This window comes from Amycolatopsis sp. FDAARGOS 1241 (genome assembly GCF_016889705.1).
In the GTDB taxonomy this organism is placed as follows: Bacteria; Actinomycetota; Actinomycetes; order Mycobacteriales; family Pseudonocardiaceae; genus Amycolatopsis.
Genome location: NZ_CP069526.1, coordinates 249,074 through 267,850, shown reverse-complemented (window position 1 = coordinate 267,850; position 18,777 = coordinate 249,074). Strand labels below are relative to the sequence as shown.

General features: G+C 70.9%; 18 protein-coding genes and 1 riboswitch. Of the genes, 8 read left to right on the top strand and 10 right to left on the bottom strand.

Annotation, left to right across the window (positions count from 1 at the left end; all coding sequences use genetic code 11):
• Positions 1–708 precede the first annotated feature (708 nt).
• Positions 709–924 carry a PspC domain-containing protein gene (locus I6J71_RS01270; RefSeq protein ID WP_204093031.1) on the top strand — a complete coding sequence of 72 codons (216 nt, stop codon included), beginning with the start codon at positions 709–711 and terminating at the stop codon, positions 922–924.
• A gap of 297 nt (positions 925–1,221) precedes the next feature.
• Here the strand turns inward: I6J71_RS01270 and groL are convergent, their stop codons facing one another.
• The 5 genes from groL to I6J71_RS01245 all read right to left on the bottom strand — a co-directional run bounded on the left by groL (position 1,222) and on the right by I6J71_RS01245 (position 6,404).
• Positions 1,222–2,850: a chaperonin GroEL gene (gene groL, locus I6J71_RS01265; protein ID WP_204093030.1), complete on the bottom strand. Its 1,629-nt coding sequence runs from the start codon at positions 2,848–2,850 to the stop codon at positions 1,222–1,224.
• A gap of 261 nt (positions 2,851–3,111) precedes the next feature.
• On the bottom strand, positions 3,112–4,725 hold the full coding sequence (locus tag I6J71_RS01260) for a serine/threonine-protein kinase (protein WP_204093029.1): 1,614 nt from the start codon (positions 4,723–4,725) through the stop codon (positions 3,112–3,114).
• A gap of 69 nt (positions 4,726–4,794) precedes the next feature.
• On the bottom strand, positions 4,795–5,001 hold the full coding sequence (locus I6J71_RS01255; RefSeq protein ID WP_204093028.1) for a cold-shock protein: 207 nt from the start codon (positions 4,999–5,001) through the stop codon (positions 4,795–4,797).
• Between the two features lie 103 nt (positions 5,002–5,104).
• Complete coding sequence (locus I6J71_RS01250; protein WP_204093027.1) at positions 5,105–5,725, bottom strand: AIM24 family protein; 621 nt, start codon at positions 5,723–5,725, stop codon at positions 5,105–5,107.
• 1 nt (position 5,726) lies between these two features.
• Positions 5,727–6,404, bottom strand: coding sequence for a TIGR00266 family protein (locus I6J71_RS01245; RefSeq protein WP_204093026.1), 678 nt, complete (start codon positions 6,402–6,404; stop codon positions 5,727–5,729).
• A gap of 75 nt (positions 6,405–6,479) precedes the next feature.
• Here I6J71_RS01245 and glp point away from each other — a divergent pair, with 75 nt between their 5' ends.
• On the top strand, positions 6,480–7,673 hold the full coding sequence (glp, locus tag I6J71_RS01240) for a gephyrin-like molybdotransferase Glp (protein WP_204093025.1): 1,194 nt from the start codon (positions 6,480–6,482) through the stop codon (positions 7,671–7,673).
• 82 nt (positions 7,674–7,755) lie between these two features.
• Here the strand turns inward: glp and I6J71_RS01235 are convergent, their stop codons facing one another.
• Together I6J71_RS01235 and I6J71_RS01230 are read right to left on the bottom strand one after the other, a co-directional pair.
• The gene (locus I6J71_RS01235) at positions 7,756–9,006 is read right to left on the bottom strand and encodes an MFS transporter (RefSeq protein ID WP_204093024.1); all 1,251 of its coding nucleotides are present in this window, start codon (positions 9,004–9,006) and stop codon (positions 7,756–7,758) included.
• Between the two features lie 571 nt (positions 9,007–9,577).
• On the bottom strand, positions 9,578–10,129 hold the full coding sequence (locus tag I6J71_RS01230) for a helix-turn-helix domain-containing protein (RefSeq protein ID WP_204093023.1): 552 nt from the start codon (positions 10,127–10,129) through the stop codon (positions 9,578–9,580).
• Between the two features lie 59 nt (positions 10,130–10,188).
• On the opposite strand from I6J71_RS01230, the gene I6J71_RS01225 reads away from it, so the two are divergent.
• Positions 10,189–10,473 carry a GlsB/YeaQ/YmgE family stress response membrane protein gene (locus tag I6J71_RS01225; RefSeq protein ID WP_204093022.1) on the top strand — a complete coding sequence of 95 codons (285 nt, stop codon included), beginning with the start codon at positions 10,189–10,191 and terminating at the stop codon, positions 10,471–10,473.
• A gap of 48 nt (positions 10,474–10,521) precedes the next feature.
• Here the strand turns inward: I6J71_RS01225 and I6J71_RS01220 are convergent, their stop codons facing one another.
• Positions 10,522–10,692: a hypothetical protein gene (locus I6J71_RS01220; RefSeq protein WP_204097630.1), complete on the bottom strand. Its 171-nt coding sequence runs from the start codon at positions 10,690–10,692 to the stop codon at positions 10,522–10,524.
• A 254-nt stretch (positions 10,693–10,946) separates the two neighbouring features.
• Between I6J71_RS01220 and I6J71_RS01215 the strand changes: the two genes are divergently transcribed.
• The 3 genes from I6J71_RS01215 (at position 10,947) to I6J71_RS01205 (ending at position 15,043) form a co-directional block, all read left to right on the top strand.
• Positions 10,947–11,660 (top strand): phosphatidylserine decarboxylase, encoded by a 714-nt coding sequence (locus I6J71_RS01215; RefSeq protein WP_204093021.1) that lies wholly within the window; start codon positions 10,947–10,949, stop codon positions 11,658–11,660.
• A gap of 2 nt (positions 11,661–11,662) precedes the next feature.
• The gene (gene pssA / locus I6J71_RS01210; protein WP_204093020.1) at positions 11,663–12,667 is read left to right on the top strand and encodes a CDP-diacylglycerol--serine O-phosphatidyltransferase; all 1,005 of its coding nucleotides are present in this window, start codon (positions 11,663–11,665) and stop codon (positions 12,665–12,667) included.
• Positions 12,668–12,763: 96 nt separating this feature from the next.
• Positions 12,764–15,043 carry an AAA family ATPase gene (locus tag I6J71_RS01205; RefSeq protein WP_204093019.1) on the top strand — a complete coding sequence of 760 codons (2,280 nt, stop codon included), beginning with the start codon at positions 12,764–12,766 and terminating at the stop codon, positions 15,041–15,043.
• Between the two features lie 79 nt (positions 15,044–15,122).
• Here I6J71_RS01205 and I6J71_RS01200 read toward each other — a convergent pair whose 3' ends face one another.
• A complete protein-coding gene (locus I6J71_RS01200) occupies positions 15,123–15,761 on the bottom strand; it encodes a LytR C-terminal domain-containing protein (RefSeq protein WP_204093018.1) in 639 nt (212 codons plus the stop codon).
• On the bottom strand, positions 15,758–16,066 hold the full coding sequence (locus tag I6J71_RS01195; protein ID WP_204093017.1) for a DUF3263 domain-containing protein: 309 nt from the start codon (positions 16,064–16,066) through the stop codon (positions 15,758–15,760). Before I6J71_RS01195 ends, I6J71_RS01200 begins: the two co-directional genes overlap by 4 nt.
• Positions 16,067–16,203: 137 nt before the next feature.
• On the opposite strand from I6J71_RS01195, the gene I6J71_RS01190 reads away from it, so the two are divergent.
• Positions 16,204–16,782: a peptide deformylase gene (locus I6J71_RS01190; protein ID WP_204093016.1), complete on the top strand. Its 579-nt coding sequence runs from the start codon at positions 16,204–16,206 to the stop codon at positions 16,780–16,782.
• Positions 16,783–16,976: 194 nt separating this feature from the next.
• A riboswitch (TPP riboswitch) is annotated at positions 16,977–17,108 on the top strand.
• Positions 17,102–18,745 (top strand): phosphomethylpyrimidine synthase ThiC, encoded by a 1,644-nt coding sequence (thiC, locus tag I6J71_RS01185; RefSeq protein ID WP_239154355.1) that lies wholly within the window; start codon positions 17,102–17,104, stop codon positions 18,743–18,745. (Overlaps the previous riboswitch by 7 nt.)
• Positions 18,746–18,777 lie beyond the last annotated feature (32 nt).

Genomic DNA, 18,777 nt, shown 5'->3' with positions numbered 1-18,777 from the left:
ACGGCCCGTAGTGATGCCCCGGGCACGGCGGGTCTTTCGCCAGCTCGCCCGAACAGTGCCGCGACGCCCGCACAATGAGAGGCCACGCCGCGCTTGCCGGAGCCCCTGCCCCGGCGGCGGCCCGGACATGCCCCCGCCCTCCCTGAGGGGGCGTCCCATGTCCATTCTACTGGCCAACGCCGACAGTTCTTGAGAATCTCCTGCAGCGCAGTCGATTTGTCCACAACTCGGTTGGGCTGTGGATGGCCATCGAGCGATGGACTGACGCGCGGCGCCGCTTGGGGGTGTGGTCGGTAGCGATGTGCCCACCTACGGTGGCCCGAAATCGGGCGCATCTGCGACAGGCAATGCCGGCGGCGAGATCGAAGGTGCCAGCGATTTTGCGGCACAGTCGAGGTCGGGGCGCAGGCGGAGTGCGAACGCAGCCGAAAACAAGTACGGCGGAGGTGCGGGCCCGGCTGGGCCGACGGCGCAACCAACCGGACGCGCAGACAGGTCTTGGGTACAGCCGGCGACCGGTGTCCGTGGAGGGACCGGCGCAGAACTGTGGTCTTCGGAGTCCAGGCAGGAGTGCGCTACGGCGCCGGCTGGGCGCTCGACACCCGGGCATCCGGATTTCCCCGAGGTGGTCTCGGGGTCGGAGTCCAGGGTTGGTCTCCGGGGCGTTCCCCGATGTGCCCAGCGGCCGCCGGGCGGAGTATTCATGGCATGACGAACAGCGTGTACACCCCGGAAACCAAGAAGCTCTACCGCAGCCGCAGCGACCGGATGATCACCGGCGTGTGCGGGGGCTGGGCCGAGTACCTCCGTGTCGACCCGTCGATGGTCCGCATCGCCGTGGTGGCCGCGGCGGTGTTGTCCGCCGGGCTGGCCGTGCCGATTTACCTCGCCGCCGCTGTGCTCACCCCGGAGGCGGCTTCCTGATCCGCCGCGGCCTGGGGAGGGCCGCGGTCGCTGGGGGAACGGGGTGGCACCACAAAGGGGGAGAAAGAGCCCGGGCGCGTCGGGGAGCGTCCGGGCTCTTTCCTGCGTCCACACCGGACCGTGCCCCTCGCGTAACGGTGTGGTGCCGGCCGCCGGATCCTGGCGAAGCACCCGAAGCCGCGCAACGGAAGTCGCCGGCCGGATGCGCGCGGGGGGCACCGATCTGGCATCAACACAGGGAAAAGCCCGGTCCGCCGAAGCGGGCCGGGCTTTTCCGGGTCTAGCAGCCAGGCGAACTCAGAAGTCCATGCCGCCCATGCCACCGGACGGGTCGGCCGGAGCGGCAGCAGCCTTCTCCGGCTTGTCCGCCACGACAGCCTCGGTGGTCAGGAACAGCGCCGCGATGGAGGCGGCGTTCTGCAGCGCCGAGCGGGTGACCTTCGTCGGGTCCGGCACGCCGGCCGCGAGCAGGTCCTCGTACTCGCCCGTGGCGGCGTTGAGGCCGTGGCCCTGCGGGAGGGACTTGACCTTCTCCGCCACGACGCCGCCCTCGAGGCCGGCGTTGATCGCGATCTGCTTGAGCGGAGCCTCGACGGCGACCTTGACGATGTTGGCGCCAGTGGCCTCGTCACCGGTCAGCTTCAGGCCCGCGAACGCGGCCTCGGCGGCCTGGATCAGGGCCACGCCACCACCGGCGACGATGCCTTCTTCCACAGCGGCCTTGGCGTTGCGCACCGCGTCCTCGATGCGGTGCTTGCGCTCCTTGAGCTCGACCTCCGTCGCGGCACCGGCCTTGATGACGGCGACGCCGCCGGCCAGCTTCGCGAGGCGCTCCTGCAGCTTCTCACGGTCGTAGTCGGAGTCCGAGTTCTCGATCTCCGCGCGGATCTGGTTGACGCGACCCTGGATCTGGTCCGCGTCGCCCGCACCCTCGACGATCGTGGTCTCGTCACGGGTGATGACGGCCTTGCGGGCGCGGCCCAGCAGCGACAGGTCCGCGTTCTCCAGCTTGAGGCCGACGTCCTCCGAGATGACCTGGCCACCGGTCAGGATCGCGATGTCCTGCAGGATGGCCTTGCGGCGGTCACCGAAGCCCGGAGCCTTGACGGCGACGGACTTGAAGGTGCCGCGGATCTTGTTGACCACCAGGGTCGCCAGGGCCTCGCCCTCGACGTCCTCGGCGATGATCAGCAGCGGCTTGCCGGACTGGATGACCTTCTCCAGCAGCGGCAGAACGTCCTTGACGTTCGAGATCTTGGAACCGAAGAGGAGGATGTAGGGGTCCTCCAGCTCGGCTTCCTGGCGCTCCGGGTCGGTCACGAAGTAACCGGACACGTAGCCCTTGTCGAAGCGCATACCCTCGGTGAGCTCGAGCTCGAGGCCGAAGGTGTTGCTCTCCTCAACGGTGACGACGCCTTCCTTGCCGACCTTGTCCAGCGCCTCGGCGATCAGCTCGCCGATGGTGCGGTCAGCGGCCGAGATCGAGGCGGTAGCAGCGATCTGCTCCTTGGTCTCGATCTGGACGGCGGCCTTGTGCAGCTGCTCGGTGATGGCCTCGACGGCCGCCTCGATGCCGCGCTTCAGGCTGATCGGGTCGGCACCCGCGGCCACGTTGCGCAGACCCTCGCGGACGAGAGCCTGGGCGAGCACGGTGGCGGTGGTGGTGCCGTCACCCGCGACGTCGTCGGTCTTCTTGGCAACTTCCTTGACGAGCTCGGCCCCGATCTTCTCCCACGGGTCCTCGAGCTCGATCTCCTTGGCGATGGAGACACCGTCGTTGGTGATCGTCGGCGCGCCCCACTTCTTTTCGAGCACGACGTTGCGGCCACGCGGGCCGAGGGTCACCTTGACGGCTTCGGCGAGGGTGTTCAGGCCGCGCTCGAGACCGCGGCGGGCGTCCTCGTCGAACGCGATCAGTTTGGCCATTGCGGTGTGGTCCTCCGGTATTGGGCGCCACCGCCGCGGCATGCTTCGAATCTCTCAGCAGCGGCGGCAGCAGGACTCTTGCGTTGGCCAGGCTCGGTGCCCGCGACGGACGACTGACCGGATGGGTCAGCCTCACCGTCCCGACCTTCAGGCGAGCGGTCCGCGACCGCTGCCTGGCACTCGACGGCGCCGAGTGCCAATGCCGTGTTTAGCACTCTCGGGGTGAGAGTGCAAGAATCGCAGGTCAGTGGCGAGCGGTGGTCAACGGCTCGGCTGGATGGGGATCGACGTCGGAGGGGCGTTGAGGGACGACCCGGGCGCGTTGGGCTGCGAGCCGTCGGGGCCGACGGGGATGTTCGGGGCGGTGGTGGGCGTGGTGGTGCCGCCGCCGGAGTCATCACCGCCGAAGAGGAAGATCGCGCCGACGACCAGGCCGGCGATCACGACGATCCCCAGCACGAGCCACAGCCACTTCAGCTCGCCGCCGCGGGATTGCTGGAACGTTCCGGCCCCGCCGGCCGGTGACGGCGGGCGCAGGCGCATCGGATCACCGGGCGGGCCGTAGCCCGGCGGCACGGCGGAGTAGCCCTGCTGCCGGTTCGGGTAGCCGTAGCCGGGATGGCCCTGGGGGCCCTGCGGCGCGCCGGGGTAGCCGTAACCGAGCGGCGGAGCCTGGGCTGGGTTCTGCGGTGCTCCCGGCCACCCGCCGGGCGCACCCGGCACACCGGGCGCGGCCTGTCCACCCGGGACACCAGGAGCGCGTTGTCCACCGGGGACACCCGGCGCACCCGGTCCACCAGGGACACCCGGACCAGCGGGCCCAGCGGGCGCACCCGGAGGCCCGGGAGTGCCTTGCCCACCCGGCGCACCGGGAGCACCCGGCCACTGACCGCCACCGTTGCTCCCCGGTCCGCTCTGGGCGTAGGGCTGCCGTCCGCCGAAGGGCTGCGCGGCGGTTCCCTCCCCCTGCACCGGCGCGGGCGGTCCGTTCTGCTGGGTGCCCGGCGGGCCTGGCGGCGTGTCAGACGTCGCGAGCGGGCCGAGGGCGGTGCGGGCGGCGGCGATCATCGCGACGCAGCTCGGGTAGCGGTCGGCCGGGTTCTTCGCCATCCCCTTGCGGATGACGTCGTCGACGGCGGACGGCAGCGCGACCACACGCGCCACTGAGGGCGGTTCGCCGTTGAGGTGGCCCTTGATGACCGTGGGCACGTCGCCCTTGAAGGGCGGGCTGCCGGTGAGGCACGCGTAGAGCACGCAGGTGAGGGCGTACTGGTCGGTGCGCCCGTCGAGCGGCTCGCCGCGCAGGTGCTCGGGCGCGGCGTACGTCGGGGAACCGAGGAAGTCGCCCCCGCGGGTGCGGTGACCGGTGGCGCCACGGCGCGTCAGACCGAAGTCGGCGACGTAGACGTGTTCGCGGGACGTCTCGCGATTGGTCACGAGCACGTTCGCGGGCTTCACGTCGAGGTGCACCAGGCCGCGGTTGTGCAGGGTGTCGAGGGCGTCGGCGACCTGGTCGAGCAGGGTCAGGGCTCGAGCAGGCGCGATCGGGCCCGACGAGATGAGCCCGGCGAGGTCGCCGCCGTCGACCATGCGCATGGCGATGTAGAGCATGCCGTCGAGCTCGCCGAAGTCGTACAGCGGCACGATGTTGGCGTGGTCGATCGCGGACGTGTTGCGCGCTTCGTCCACGAACCGCTCGCGGAACTCGGCGTCGGTGCCCAGGTGGTCGCCGATGACCTTCAGCGCCACCTTCCGGCCGAGCCGCACATCGGTGGCCTCGTAGGTCACGCTCATGCCGCCCTTGCCGAGCACCGAGTCGATGCGGTAGTTGCCCAGCCGGCGACCGGTGAGGTCCCCCGACACATCGCCTGTCACGCTGCGCAGCTTAACGCCCAGCAATCCGCAGCGATGGGGGGTTCGCCCAACCGGTCGGGCGAGGAGAACTCAGGAGACCTTGCGGACGTCCGCGGCCTGGCTTCGCCCGTCGCGGCCGGACTGGACCTCGAACTCCACGCGGTCGCCTTCGTCGAGTGTGCGGAATCCTTCGGCCTGGATAGCCGAATAGTGGACGAACACGTCCGGACCCTCCGCCGATTCGATGAAGCCGTAGCCTTTTTCCGAGTTGAACCATTTAACGGTGCCGACAGCCACGGCGCCCTCCCTCAGGACAAGATCCGCTCTCCCGGTAGCGGCTGGAAGTGCAGTTCACGCTACCGGAATTACGCACTTCGGCAATGGTCAATTCGGAGATTCGTCAGGCGCGCGAAACCCGCCTGTTCCGCGCTTGGACCAGAACGGTGCCAGGTCCGGCGAAATCGAGGACCAGACCTTCCCCCGTCCGCAGCGACTGCGGGCCGCTCGGGTCGACGGCGCGCAGCCGGCACTGCAGCGTGTCCGGGTAGGCCAGCACGTAGTCCGGCCGCACCGTCACCAGCTCACCCGGCTTCAGCTCGAACGAGTCGACCGGACCCGGCGCCGTGAGCACGAGCGGCCCGGTACCGCTGTAGTGGTCGAGGAACCCGCTGTCGGACCCGAAGAGCTGCTGCAACGGCGCCCAGGCCTGGTCGTGGCGCACCGACGCGGGCCGCGCGAGCACGGCGTCGTGGTGCACCGACCAACCGGTGGTGCCGGTGAGCTCCAGCGGGTAGACGTCGCCGGGCCCGATCGGCGCGAGGTCCACCCAGCCGCCCTCGGCGGGCGCGGTGAACACGGACAGGCCGGGCTTGCGCGAGCCCCCGCGGGCCGGCGGCGCGCTCTCGCGCACGCCGAAGCTGGTCGCGAGCATCGTGTCGGCCGCCGACTGCACGGCCTCGCCGGGCGCCAGCAGCACCCGCGCGACGCCGAAGTTGGGCGTGTGCCTCGTGTGGACTCGCATGTCAGCGGGACGGGACGGAGGACAGGATCCAGCTGATCAGCGCAGACGGGTTACGCGTCTGCGTGAGGACCTGGCCCGGGCCGGCGAAGTCGAACACGAGGCCCTCACCGCTCTTCATCGACTGGATCACGCCCTTCGAGACCTTGCGGACCTGATACTGCACGGTGTCGGCGTACGCGACGACGTGACCGGTGTCGATCGTGACGGCCTCGCCCGGCTGCAGCGTCATGAGGTCGAGCCCGCCGTAGCAGGACACGAGCACCTGGCCCTGGCCCGTGGCTTGGGGCAGGAAGCCGCCCTCGCCGCCGGCCAGGTTCTTGAAGCCGCCCCAGCGCGTCTCGGTCTGCCCACCGTGCGACGAGGCGAGCCAGCTGCCCTGCGTGATGCACCAGCCGGTGCGGCCGTCGAGGGTCACGGTCTGGATGTCGCCGGGCAGGTTGGCCGCGACGGCGACCCAGCCGCCGTTCTGCGGAGCGGTGAAGGTGGAGATGAAGAAGGATTCGCCCTCCAGGAACGAGCGGCCCAGGCCCGTCATGAGCCCGCCCTGCGACTGCGACTGGACGGTCACGCCGTAGCTGGTCGCCATCATCGCGCCCGCGTCGACCTGCACGGGTTCGCCCGGCGCCGGCTCCGGCCGCGCCACCGCGAACGACGGCTGGTGGCGCACTTGTACCTGCATGACTTCTCCCCTGAACCCCGACTCTTGCCGCGGGAGAGTGTTGCACGCCCGCGCGCGCGGGGGAGGATGGTCCGCGTGATCTCCGTCGACGCCTATCGCGAGACCGTGACCGAGCTGCTCGGCCGCGCGCCCGTGACCACCCTGCCCCTGGCCGACGCCGCCGGGCTCGTCCTCGCCGAAGACGTGCTCGCGGGAGTGTCGCTGCCACCGTTCGACAACTCCGCGATGGACGGGTACGCCGTGCGCTCCGCCGACGTCGCCGCAGTGCCCGTGACCCTGCCCGTCGCCGACGACATCCCGGCCGGACGCGTGGACGTCCGGCCGCTGGAGCCGGGTACGGCGCAGCGGATCATGACAGGCGCGCCGATCCCGCCGGGGGCCGACGCCGTCGTGATGGTCGAGGACACCGACCGCGGCACCGAGCAGGTGCTGATCTCGACGGCCGCCACCGCGGGCGACCACGTGCGCCGCACCGGCGAGGACGTGACGCAGGGGACGGTGGCGCTGTACGCCGGCACCGTGCTCGGCCACTCCCAGCTGGGGCTCGCTTCCGCCGTCGGGCTGGCCGAGCTGAAGGTGTACCGGCCGTTGTCGGTGCTCGTCGTGTCGACCGGCACGGAGCTCGTGGAAGCGCCGAAGCCGTTGCGGCACGGGCAGATCTACGAGTCCAACAGCGTCATGCTCGCCGCCGCGCTGCGCGAGCTGGGCTGCCGCGTGGCGGTGGTGCGCAGCGTGGTGGACGACGTCGAGGAGTTCCGCAAGATCATCGAGCCGAAGCTCGCGGACGCCGACCTGCTCGTGACGTCGGGCGGCGTCAGCGCCGGTGCGTACGAGGTGGTCAAGGACGCGCTGACCGGGCAGGGCGTCCAGTTCCGGAAGGTCGCGATCCAGCCCGGCGGGCCGCAGGGGTGCGGCCGGTGGAACGGCGTGCCCGTGGTGACGCTGCCGGGCAACCCGGTGAGCGTGCTGGTGTCGTTCGAGGCGTTCCTGCGCCCGGCGCTGCTGTCGGCGATGGGGCACACGGTGCTCGACCGCCGTCGCGTGCGGGCGCGGCTGACCGAGGCGATGACGTCGCCGGGCGGCCGGCGCCAGTTCCGGCGCGGCTACTACACGCCGACGGAGGGCCAGGTCACCGGCGTCGTCGGGCCGCGCGGCGGGCCGGGTTCGCACCTGCTGGCCGCGTTCACGCAGGCCAATTGCCTGATCGTGTTGCCGGAGGAGGTGACGGAAGCCGCCGAAGGTTCGGAAGTGGACGTGCTGCTGCTGTAGGGAGCTCACGCAGCGACCACCACGGGCTGCGACGGAAGCCGCCGAAAGCGCGGAAGTGGACGTGCTGCTGTTGTAGGGGCCGTCACCCGGGTTGCTGAGCTGCTGCCGCCGCCGGGAAGTCCCGGTGGCGGCGAAGCGGGCTGGTGAGCAGGACCGTGAGGGAGCCGAGCTGGACCGCGGCCATCGCGAAGAGCGTTTCGCGCACGCCGAGCGCTTCGCCGAGCACGCCGCCGAGGAGCGCGCCGAGCGGGATGGTGCCGTAGTTGACGACGGCGGAGCTCGCGGTGATGCGGCCGTAGCGCCCGGGTGGGCAGTACTCCTGGCGGAAGGTGCCGGCGAGCACGTTCGACCCGACGATTCCGGCGGCGACACCCGTGCCGGACAGGATGAAGAGGACAAGACCGGCGCGGGGCGCCGCGAACGGGCCGAGCAGCATCGCGGGCGCCGCGAGTCCTTCGCAGAGGAGGAAGGCGCGCGCGGTGCCGGCCTTCCTGGCCAGCCGGGCGGCGAGGGGCGCCCCGGCGACTCCGCCGGCCTCGGCGAGGGCCAGGACGACGCCGGTGGCCGTCGCGCCGGTGTGGAGGTCATCGACGAGGAAGACGACCTGGATGGCGGCGTACCCGTCGAGGGCGAGGTTGGCGATCGCGGCGGCCGCGACGAGCGTGCGCAGGTACGGGTCTTTCGCCAGGAACCGCAGTCCTTCGGCGATTTCGGTGCGGAGCCGGGTTTTCCGCGGCTCGGGCCGCGGTTCTTCCTTGCGGACCCGGTGCAGGCAGAGCACGGAGATCGCGAAGCTGACGGCGTTCGCCAGCACCCCCGTCACCGGTCCCGCCGCGGCGGCGAGCACCCCGGCGAGCCCCGGGCCCGCCACCTGGGCGGCTGATTCGCTGCCCTGGAGCTTGACGTTCGCCTCGAGCAGCCGGTCCTTGGGCACGAGCGCCGGCAGGTACCCCCGGTAGGCCAGGGAGAAGAACACCTTCGCGACGCCACCCACGAGCGCCGCCGCGAGCAGGAACGGCATGGACAGCAGGCCGGTCACGTACGCGACGGGCACCGCCGCGAAGGCGAGCGCGGAGACGACGTTGCAGACCAGCATCACGCGCCTCTTGCGCCACCGGTCCACCCACGCCCCGGCCGGCAGGGCAACCACCAGCCACGGCGCCCACGCGACAGCCGACAACGCGGCGACTTCGAAAGTGGTCGCGTGGAGGACCAGGAGGGCGGTCAGGGGAAGCGCGGTGCCGGCGACCGCGCTGCCCAGGGTGCTGATCGTCTCGCCGGTCCACACGAGACGGAAGTCCCGGTCGCGCCGGAGACTCACGCGGGTGCTCATGCGCGAGCCGGATTCGGCCGCCGGCAAGAAATCGCGCCCGATCGCCGCCTGCTGAGAACCGAACTCCGTTGCCTACGGTCCTTCACCGCACAAGTGGCCGATCTTCGTTGCAGCGCAACAACTTTCCGCGCCCAACCCTGCTGTCGCGGGCAACCCCGCCAGCAAGCGAGCCCCCGCCCAACCTCAGGGGGACGGCCCTTGTCCAGTATATCGGCCCCCACCGACAAAACGGCTCGCTCAGCCAGGTTGTCCACAGGAGAGCCAAGTTGTGGACAACCCCGCCTCCCGACCGGAGCGACCGGGCCGTCGAGGTCGACCAGCTGCATCAGTGCAACCGCCGGGACCGCCCGATCCAGCTCAACCAGACCAATCAGCTCCACCAGACCGACCACACCAGCCAGACCAGCCAGCTCCACCAGACCAACCACACCAGCCATACCAGCCAGCTCCACCAGACCAACCACACCAGCCATACCAGCCGGCTCAACCACGACACCCGAGCCGATCCGCTCAACCTCCGCGGCCAGCCCAGCCCGCTCGACCCCAACACGCAGCCCGGCCGACCGAACCGTCACGGTTCAGCCCGGAAGCCACGCGCGAACAGGAACACCGGTTGCCGCTCGACTCCGTCGTCGGGCGGCTCGCGGTCGGCGTACTCGGCGAACAGCGCCAGGATCCGCGAGCTCAGCGAAGCCAGCTCCTCAGGCGACAACCGCGCCCAGGTCTCGTTCGTGAACCACGAATCCCGCCACTCGGCCGGTGCGGTCTCCAAAGCGGACAGCCACGACCGCGACAGCGAAGTCTGCCGGTCGAGTGCCACGATCTCCGCGGCGTCGCCGACGGGGTCGCCGACGAAGTCCGAAGTGGACCACGACAGCGCGCCGTCGGGCCGGCGCCACCAGCGTTCGCGGCGGTCGCGCGCCAGCTCCGGTGCCTCTTCGACCAGGCCGGCGCCCGCCAGCACCTTCAGGTGGTGGCTGACGTTCCCGACCGCGGAACCGAGCGAAGCGGCCAAACCGGAAGCCGTCGCCGGGCCGTCGAGGCGCAGGACGTCGAGGAGGCGGCGGCGCAGCGGGTGGGACATCGCGGCGAGCACCCGGGAATCGCGAATCTCGTGGGCCATGGCACACAAGAGTAGTTGTACAACAACTCTTGTACAATACCGGCAGGTATCCTCACGCCATGGGCTTCTTCACCTGGATCATCTTCGGCGCACTGGTCGGCTGGCTCGCGAACCTCGTGGTCGGCGGGCCGGAGCGGCGCCGGCAGGGATGCCTGGTCAGCGTGCTCGTCGGCGTGCTCGGAGCGGCCCTCGGCGGCTTCATCTACCGCCTCGCGACCGGTGAGCAGCAGCGGTTCGAATTCGACTTCCCCAGCTTCGGCGTCGCGATCCTCGGCGCGATCGTGCTGCTGGCAATCCTGCGGCTGATCAGCGCGATCGGCCGGCGGCCCAGTGACCGTTTGTAACGGTTTGCCCACGAACCGTCAGTAACGTCCCCGAAACCCCTAAACTGGTCAGTTCCGCGCCCGGGTGCATGCGTCGTCGGGGGATGCATGCACCCGGCCCGCCCTGGCGGCCTCCCTGACCACGCGCACGGCCAGCGCCGTGTCCACGAGCACGGGCATCGGCGCGGCGGAGATCTCCCGTCGCCAGGCGCACAGCAGCTCGATGAGCGGATCGGGCACGGCCATCGCTTCCTCGGCGGTTTCGGCTCGGGCACCGGGCCCGAGCGGCTGGTACTACTGGGAGTTGTCGAGGAATTCGACTCGTCGTTACCGGTTTGTGGGCATGCCCACCCGCTGCGGGGAAACCCTTGCGGGAGAGAGCCCGCCAGCCCTGGGCGTGTCCGCCCGCCGACGGGCGGTAGCGTGGTGACGCCCAAATCGGACGTGAAACCGTCCCCTCCCTCCGATCGCAACGAAACGCGGGGAACCGATCCATGAGCGGCAAGCCCACCGGCAATCCCCTCACCCACGCAGTGGAGCTCGCGCGGGAGACCATCCCGCCGATGCACCCCGCCGGACGCCCGTTCGTCCTCGGCGGGCTGGCGGCGACGCTGGTGCTGCGCCGGTTCTCCAAGCGCCTCGGCGTGGTGGGCGCGCTCGCGACGGCGGCGACCGCCGCGTTCTTCCGCGAGCCCAAGCGCGTCGCGCCGGAACGGCCGAACATCGCCGTGGCGTCGGCCGACGGGCTGGTGTCCCTCATCGAGGAGGCCGTGCCGCCGCCGGAGCTGGGGCTGCCCGCCGAGCCGCGGATGCGCGTGAGCGTGTTCCTGTCCGTGTTCGACGTGCACGTCCAGCGGATCCCGGCCCCGGGCGTCGTCGAGAAGGTGGCCTACCGGCCCGGCAAGTTCCTCTCCGCGGACCTGGACAAGGCGAGCGAGGACAACGAGCGCAACTCCGTGCTCATGCGCACCGTCGACGGCCACGAGCTCGTCGTCGTGCAGATCGCCGGCCTCGTCGCGCGGCGCATCGTGTGCGAGATCCGCGAGGGCGACAAGGTGGCCGCCGGTGCCACCTACGGCCTCATCCGGTTCGGCTCCCGTGTCGACCTCTACCTGCCGCCCGGCAGCCGCGTGCTCGTCTCGAAGGGCCAGCGCACGGTCGGCGGCGAGACGGTGCTCGCCGAACTCCCGGCACTGGGAGAAGGCTGATCATGGTCCGCGTGACCACCCCCGGCATCAGGCTGCTGCCGAACGCCATCACCGTGCTCGCGCTGTGCGCCGGCCTGTCGGCCGTGCAGTTCGCGCTCACGAACAACTACGCGATGGCCATCGCGTCGATCGGCATCGCGGCCGTCCTCGACAGCCTCGACGGCCGCATCGCCCGCCTGCTCGACGCGACGTCCAAGATGGGCGCCGAGCTCGACTCCCTGTCCGACGGCATTTCGTTCGGCGTGGCGCCCGCGCTGGTGCTGTACGTGTGGCAGTCGCACGGCGATCGCATCGGCTGGGTCGCGTCGCTGATCTTCGCCGTTTGCATGATCCTGCGGCTCGCGCGCTTCAACACGCTGCTCGACGACACCGAGCAGCCCCCGTATGCCGCGGAGTTCTTCGTGGGCGTCCCCGCCCCGGCGGGGGGCCTGGTCGCGTTGCTGCCGCTCATCGCCACGCTGCAGTGGGGCGAGGGCTGGTGGTCCGAGCAGTACGTGGTGATCGTCTGGACGATCGCCGTGGCCGCGTTGCTGATCAGCCGCATCCCGACGCTGTCGCTGAAGACCGTCAAGGCCCCCGCCAAGGCCATCGCACCGCTGCTGGTCGGCGTCGGCCTCCTGGCAGCGGCGATCATCCAGTTCCCGCTGGTCGCACTGGCGATCGCGCTGGTGCTGTACCTGCTGCACATCCCGTACTCGGTCTACCGGCACCGCTGGCTGGCCGCCCACCCGGAGGCCTGGACGGTGCCGCCGCGCGAGCGCCGCGCCATCCGCCGGGCCCGCTCGCAGCGCCGGCTGCGGCTGCGGCCGGCTTCGCGCCGCGTCGCGGGCGCCATGCGCGCGGTGCGGTTGCCGCGGAACGGGTCGGATTTCGTGCGCGTGACGCGCGCGCTGCGGGACCGGGACCGGGGCACCACCGGCACGGTCGGCGGGGCGAGCGGCAACGGCGCGTCGGGCCCGGGCCAGCGCCGGCGGTCGTGGCGGCGGATCGGCATCCGCCGGCGCTGATCAGGACCGAAGGGCAGCGGAAGTTCTCCCCCCGCCGGTGCGCGACATCCCGTCGTTCGGCACATGGGGCGGCCTCGCGTCGCTAGGGTGAACGGCGTGAGCGCTCCGCAGATCACGCTGACCGTCCGGCACACGCCGTCCGCGCTGGATTCGCGACGGGGGGTTGTGCGGTTGCACCCCGAGGTGCTCGACGCGCTCGGGCTGAGGCCCTGGGACGCCGTGCACCTCACCGGGGCGCGCCGCAGCGCCGCGCTGGCCGCGCCGTCCGGAGAAGAGGGCATACCCGGCGTCGTGCTGGTGGACGACGTCACCCTGTCGAACCTGGGCGTGTCCGAGGGCGGCGAGGTCGTGGTGGCGCCGGCCGACGTGGCGGCCGCCAAGACGGTGACGGTGGCCGGATCGAGGCTGGCCAGCGTCTCCGTACCGCCGCAGACGCTGCGGCTGGCGTTGACCGGCAAGGTGCTCACGCGCGGCGACGCGGTGTCGCTGCTGCCACAGGACCTCGCCCCGGCGCCGGGGGCCGACGTCGCGGCCGTGCGGGGCCAGCTCTCGCGGGTGATCGGGGCGACGTGGACCAATGAGCTGCTCACCGTCACGGCGACGGAGCCCGTCGGCGCCGTCGTCGTCGGACCGTCCACAGTGGTCAGCTGGCGCGACGGCGCGCGCACCGGCGAACCGGCCGGTGACCCGGCGCCCGTCCGCAGCGCCACCGCCCTCGTGCGCAGGACGGCCGTCACGGCGGCCGAGGACTACCTCGACGCGGAGATCGTCGAGGAGCCCGCAGAGGAGCTGGTGGAAACGGTCCCGCCCGTCACCGACCTCGTCGGCGCCGAGGGTGCCGCCCGCAAGCTCGCCGAGTGGTTCGACTTGGCGTTCCACCGGCCGGACCTGCTCGAGCGGCTCGGCACGTCGGCGCACCTCGGCGTGCTGCTGTCCGGCCCCGAAGGCGTCGGCAAGGCGACGCTGGTGCGGTCCGTCGCGCAGGCCGAGAAGGTGCGCGTGGTGGCGCTGACCGCGCCGAACATCGCCGTGCTCGAGCCCGGCACCGTGCACGCGCGCCTGCGCGAGGCCATCGGCCACGCCGCCGACGGGGACGGGCCCGGGGTGCTGCTGATCAACGACGTCGACGCGCTCCTGCCGGCCAGCCAGCCGCCGCCGGTGGCGACCGTCGTGCTGGAGGAGCTGCGCGGGGCGATGCGGCTCGAGGGCATCGCCGTGGTGGCCACGACGCAGCGCGCCGAGTCCGTCGACCCGCGGCTGCGCGCCGCCGACCTGCTCGACCGCGAGCTCGGCCTGCCGCTGCCCGACGCGAAGTCCCGGGTGGAGCTGCTGCGGATCCTGCTGCGCGACGTCCCCGTCGAACCGGGCGCCGATCTGGGCGTGCTCGCCGAGAAGACACCCGGGTTCGTGGCCGCCGACCTCATCGCGCTGCGCCGCGACGCCGCGCTGCGCGCCGCCCTGCGCCAGCGTGACGTCGAGGAGCCGAGCATTTCGCAGCAGGACCTGCTCGACGCGCTGGCCACCGTCCGGCCGATCTCCCTGTCCACTTCGGACAACCTCGCCACGGGCGGGCTGACGCTCGAGGACGTCGGCAACATGGTCGACGTCAAGCAGGCCCTCACCGAGACGGTGCTGTGGCCGCTGCGCTACCCCGACTCGTTCGCCCGGCTCGGCATCGACCCACCGCGCGGCGTGCTGCTCTACGGCCCACCCGGCGGCGGCAAGACGTTCCTGGTCCGAGCGCTGGCGGGCACGGGCGCGCTCAACGTGTTCGCGATCAAGGGCGCGGAGCTGCTGGACAAGTGGGTCGGCGAATCCGAGCGCGCGGTGCGCGACCTCTTCCGGCGGGCCGCCGACGCCGCGCCGTCGCTGATCTTCCTCGACGAGATCGACGCGCTGGCGCCGCGACGCGGCCAGTCCTCCGACTCCGGAGTGGCCGACCGCGTGGTCGCCGCCCTGCTCACCGAGCTCGACGGCGTGGAGCCGATGCGCGAGGTCGTGGTGCTGGGCGCCACGAACCGGCCCGAGCTCGTCGACCCGGCGCTGCTGCGGCCGGGCCGCCTGGAGCGCCGCATCTACGTGCCGCCGCCCGACGCCGACTCCCGTGCCGCCATCCTCACGGCGGCGTCGAAGAACACCCCACTGGCGTCCGATGTGGATCTCGCGGCCCTCGCGTCCACCCTGGACGGTTACTCCGCCGCCGACTGCGCCGCCCTGATCCGCGAGGCGGCCCTGACGGCGATGCGCGAATCGCTAGACGCGCGCGAGGTCACGGCCGCTCACCTGGCGAAGGCCCGGGAAACGGTGCGGCCTTCACTGGACCCGGCCCAGCTGGCGACGTTGGAGGCTTACGCGCAGGCGCAGCGAGAACGCTGAACGATCACTTGTCCGGCTGACCGGCCAAACACAGGAGGACCCGCTGCCCGAGGGCGGCGGGTCCTCCTGTTTTCGCCGGTCAACTGCCCTTGTGGCCGCTCTGGTAGTCCTTCGTGATGATCACGATGACACCCGGGCTCGAGTTCTGGATGCCTTCGAACCGGGGCTCGGCCACGAAGCCGAACTCGGCGGCCAGCTGTTTCGCAGCGGCTTCCTCGTCGGTGCCGGGGCGGAAGTAGGCCGTGGTGTGCGGGATCACACCCTGGGAGTAGTTGCCGACCTCGGCGACGTTCCAGCCCCCGCCGCGGAAGTCGTTGGCGGCCTGTTCGGCGAGGTGCTGGACCAGGGAGTTGTTGTAGACGCGCAGGGTGACCCACTTGTTGGACGCCTGCTGGTCGCCCGGCTGTCCCGGCTGGCCGGGCTGCCCGCTCTGCTGGCCCGGCTGCGTGCTGGGCTGTCCGGACGGGCTGCCCGGCGCGGAGGACGGCGCCGAGGACACGGCCGACGACGAGGGCGGCGTCGCGGACGACGACGAACCCGGGGCCGGTGACGAAGCCGACGGACTGCCCGAACTGCTGGTGGGCCCGGCGTTGTTGGCGCTCGGGCCGCCGCCCGACAGCGCGGTGACGCCGCCGATGATCGCGGCGATCACGGCGACCCCGATGAGCGCGACGCCCGCGGCCCGCATGGGCCGGGACAGTCCCGAGAAGAAGCTCATGACAGTTCGATCCCCAGCCGCCGGGCGCCGCGCTTGCGCTGCCGGGCGGCGCGCGTCTTGCGCAGCCGCTTCACCAGCATCGGGTCGGCCGCCACGGCCTCAGGCTTGTCCAGCAGCGTGTTCAGCAGCTGGTAATAACGGGTCGAGGACAGCGAGAAGCGTTCCCGGATGGCGTTCTCCTTGGCACCGGCGTGCCGCCACCACTGGCGCTCGAACGCGAGGATGTCCAGCTCGCGCTCGGTCAGGCCACCCGTACTCTCCGGCGGCGACGGCTGATCACCAGCCATCGACTCCGCGGCGTCCATGCGGTCCTCGCAATCGCTTCGGCTGTCCTTCCGCGGGCGTCATTGAACCACGGAACCGATGCTCGACATGGGCATCCGGCGCGGCGCGTCACGGTCCGATCCAGGTGTAATGGAGGGTCGGACTAAACTCGCTGCTCGTGACCGTCCACCCCATCCGCATCGCCGGCGATCCCGTGCTGCACCAGCCGACCCGTGAGATCACGGAGTTCGACGACGAGCTGCGCACGCTCACCGAGGACATGTTCGAGACGATGTACGCGGCCGAAGGCGTGGGCCTCGCGGCCAACCAGATCGGCCTCGACCTGCGCGTCTTCGTCTACGACTGCCCCGACGACGAGGGCGTCGAGCACCGCGGCGTGGTGGTGAACCCGCGGCTGGAGACCTCCGAGATCCCCGAAACGATGCCTGACCCGGACGACGACTGGGAAGGCTGCCTGTCGGTTCCCGGCGAGTCCTACCCGACCGGGCGGGCGTCCTGGGCCCGGGTGACGGGCTTCGACGTGTCCGGCACGCCGATCACCGTCGAGGGCACGGGCTACTTCGCCCGGTGCCTCCAGCACGAGACCGATCACCTCGACGGGTACCTGTACCTGGACCGCCTCGTGGGCCGCCACGCGCGGGCGGCGAAGAAGATGCTGAAGAAGAACAAGTGGGGAGTGCCGGGGCTGAGCTGGCTGCCGCCGAAGGAAGGCGCGGAGGAGTCTGCTGAAGCCTGACGGTCTCGGTGGTTTCTCGAGGAGTCTCTTCGCCCTGGTGGGCGGGGAGGCTCTTTTGTGTCGCGGGGTGTCGTGCTCGTGCGCTCTTCCGTGAAGCGCTGCCGTCCGCCTGCTCCGATCCGGTGAAGAACACACGGGTCGACAAGTCGCCTTGTGCTCGCGTGATCCGCCGTGGCATGGTCGGGGGACAACCCCATAACCAACGCGGGAGCTCGCGCCTTGGCGGGCTGAGAGGGCGGCTGGTGTCTGTCTGAGGACACCCGGTGCCGCCGACCGCATGAACCTGACCGGGTAATGCCGGCGTAGGGAGTGAACGTCGTTGACGACGCTGGAGAACGAGCCCACCATCACGCCTTCCGTGACCACGGGGCCGATCACGGGCTCGCGCAAGGTCTACCACCACACCGAATCCGGCCTGCGGGTGCCGGCGCGGCGGATCGACCTGACGAACGGTGACCACTTCGACGTGTACGACACGTCCGGTCCGTACACGGACACCGAAGTGACGATCGACGTCCACAGTGGACTTCACCCGCTGCGCGCGGGCTGGGCCGACGGCCGCGCGCACAACACCCAGCTCGGCTGGGCCAAAGCCGGCGTGATCACGCGCGAGATGGAGTTCATCGCCGCGCGCGAGCGGTGCTCGCCGGAGTTCGTGCGCGACGAGGTGGCGCGCGGGCGGGCGGTGATCCCCGCCAACCGCAAGCACCCCGAGACCGAGCCGATGATCATCGGCAAGAAGTTCCTGGTGAAGATCAACGCCAACATGGGCAACTCGGCCGTCTGGTCCTCAGTGGAGGAAGAGGTCGACAAGATGGTGTGGGCCACCCGCTGGGGCGCCGACACCATCATGGACCTCTCCACCGGCAAGCGGATCCACGAGACCCGCGAGTGGATCATCCGCAACTCCCCCGTGCCCGTCGGCACCGTGCCGATCTACCAGGCGCTCGAAAAGGTCAACGGGGAGCCGGAAAAGCTGTCGTGGGAGGTCTACCGCGACACGGTGCTCGAGCAGTGCGAGCAGGGTGTGGACTACATGACCGTCCACGCGGGAGTGCTGCTGCGGTACGTGCCGCTCACCGCGCGGCGCGTCACCGGCATCGTGAGCCGCGGTGGGTCGATCATGGCCGCGTGGTGCCTGGCGCACCACCAGGAGTCCTTCCTGTACACGCACTTCGAGGAGCTCTGCGAGATCCTGCGGAAGTACGACGTCACGTTCTCCCTCGGTGACGGCCTGCGGCCCGGCTCGATCGCCGACGCCAACGACCGCGCCCAGTTCGCCGAGCTCGAAACCCTCGGTGAGCTCACACACATCGCGCGGGAGCACGACGTGCAGGTGATGATCGAGGGCCCCGGCCACGTGCCGATGCACAAGATCAAGGAGAACGTCGAACTCGAGGAGCAGCTCACCGGCGAGGCGCCATTCTACACCCTCGGCCCGCTCGCGACGGACATCGCGCCCGCCTACGACCACATCACGTCCGCCATCGGCGCGGCGCAGATCGGCTGGTACGGCACGGCGATGCTCTGCTACGTCACGCCGAAGGAGCACCTCGGCCTGCCCAACCGCGACGACGTGAAGACCGGCGTGATCACCTACAAGATCGCCGCCCACTCCGCCGACCTCGCCAAGGGCCACCCGCACGCGCACGAGTGGGACGACGAGCTGTCCAAGGCCCGCTTCGAATTCCGCTGGACCGACCAGTTCAACCTCGCGCTCGACCCCGACACCGCTCGCTCGTTCCACGACGAGACGCTGCCCGCGGAGCCGGCGAAGACGGCCCACTTCTGCTCGATGTGCGGCCCGAAGTTCTGCTCGATGCGGATCACGCAGGACGTGCGCAAGTACGCCGAGGAGCACGGCCTGTCCACTGTGGAGGCCATCGAGGCCGGCATGGCGGAGAAGTCCGCCGAGTTCGGTGAGCAGGGCAACAAGGTCTACCTGCCTGTTGTCGGGCAGTAGCACCAGCAGCACCAGCACAACCGGAGAAAGTC

Coding starts and splice junctions, on each gene's coding strand:
- I6J71_RS01270 (WP_204093031.1), top strand. CDS start 709: ATGACGAACAGCGTGTACACCCCGGAAACCAAGAAGCTCTACCGCAGC.
- groL (WP_204093030.1), bottom strand. CDS start 2,850: ATGGCCAAACTGATCGCGTTCGACGAGGACGCCCGCCGCGGTCTCGAG.
- I6J71_RS01250 (WP_204093027.1), bottom strand. CDS start 5,725: ATGCGAGTCCACACGAGGCACACGCCCAACTTCGGCGTCGCGCGGGTG.
- I6J71_RS01245 (WP_204093026.1), bottom strand. CDS start 6,404: ATGCAGGTACAAGTGCGCCACCAGCCGTCGTTCGCGGTGGCGCGGCCG.
- I6J71_RS01235 (WP_204093024.1), bottom strand. CDS start 9,006: ATGAGCACCCGCGTGAGTCTCCGGCGCGACCGGGACTTCCGTCTCGTG.
- I6J71_RS01230 (WP_204093023.1), bottom strand. CDS start 10,129: ATGGCCCACGAGATTCGCGATTCCCGGGTGCTCGCCGCGATGTCCCAC.
- I6J71_RS01225 (WP_204093022.1), top strand. CDS start 10,189: ATGGGCTTCTTCACCTGGATCATCTTCGGCGCACTGGTCGGCTGGCTC.
- I6J71_RS01215 (WP_204093021.1), top strand. CDS start 10,947: ATGAGCGGCAAGCCCACCGGCAATCCCCTCACCCACGCAGTGGAGCTC.
- pssA (WP_204093020.1), top strand. CDS start 11,663: ATGGTCCGCGTGACCACCCCCGGCATCAGGCTGCTGCCGAACGCCATC.
- I6J71_RS01200 (WP_204093018.1), bottom strand. CDS start 15,761: ATGAGCTTCTTCTCGGGACTGTCCCGGCCCATGCGGGCCGCGGGCGTC.
- I6J71_RS01195 (WP_204093017.1), bottom strand. CDS start 16,066: ATGGACGCCGCGGAGTCGATGGCTGGTGATCAGCCGTCGCCGCCGGAG.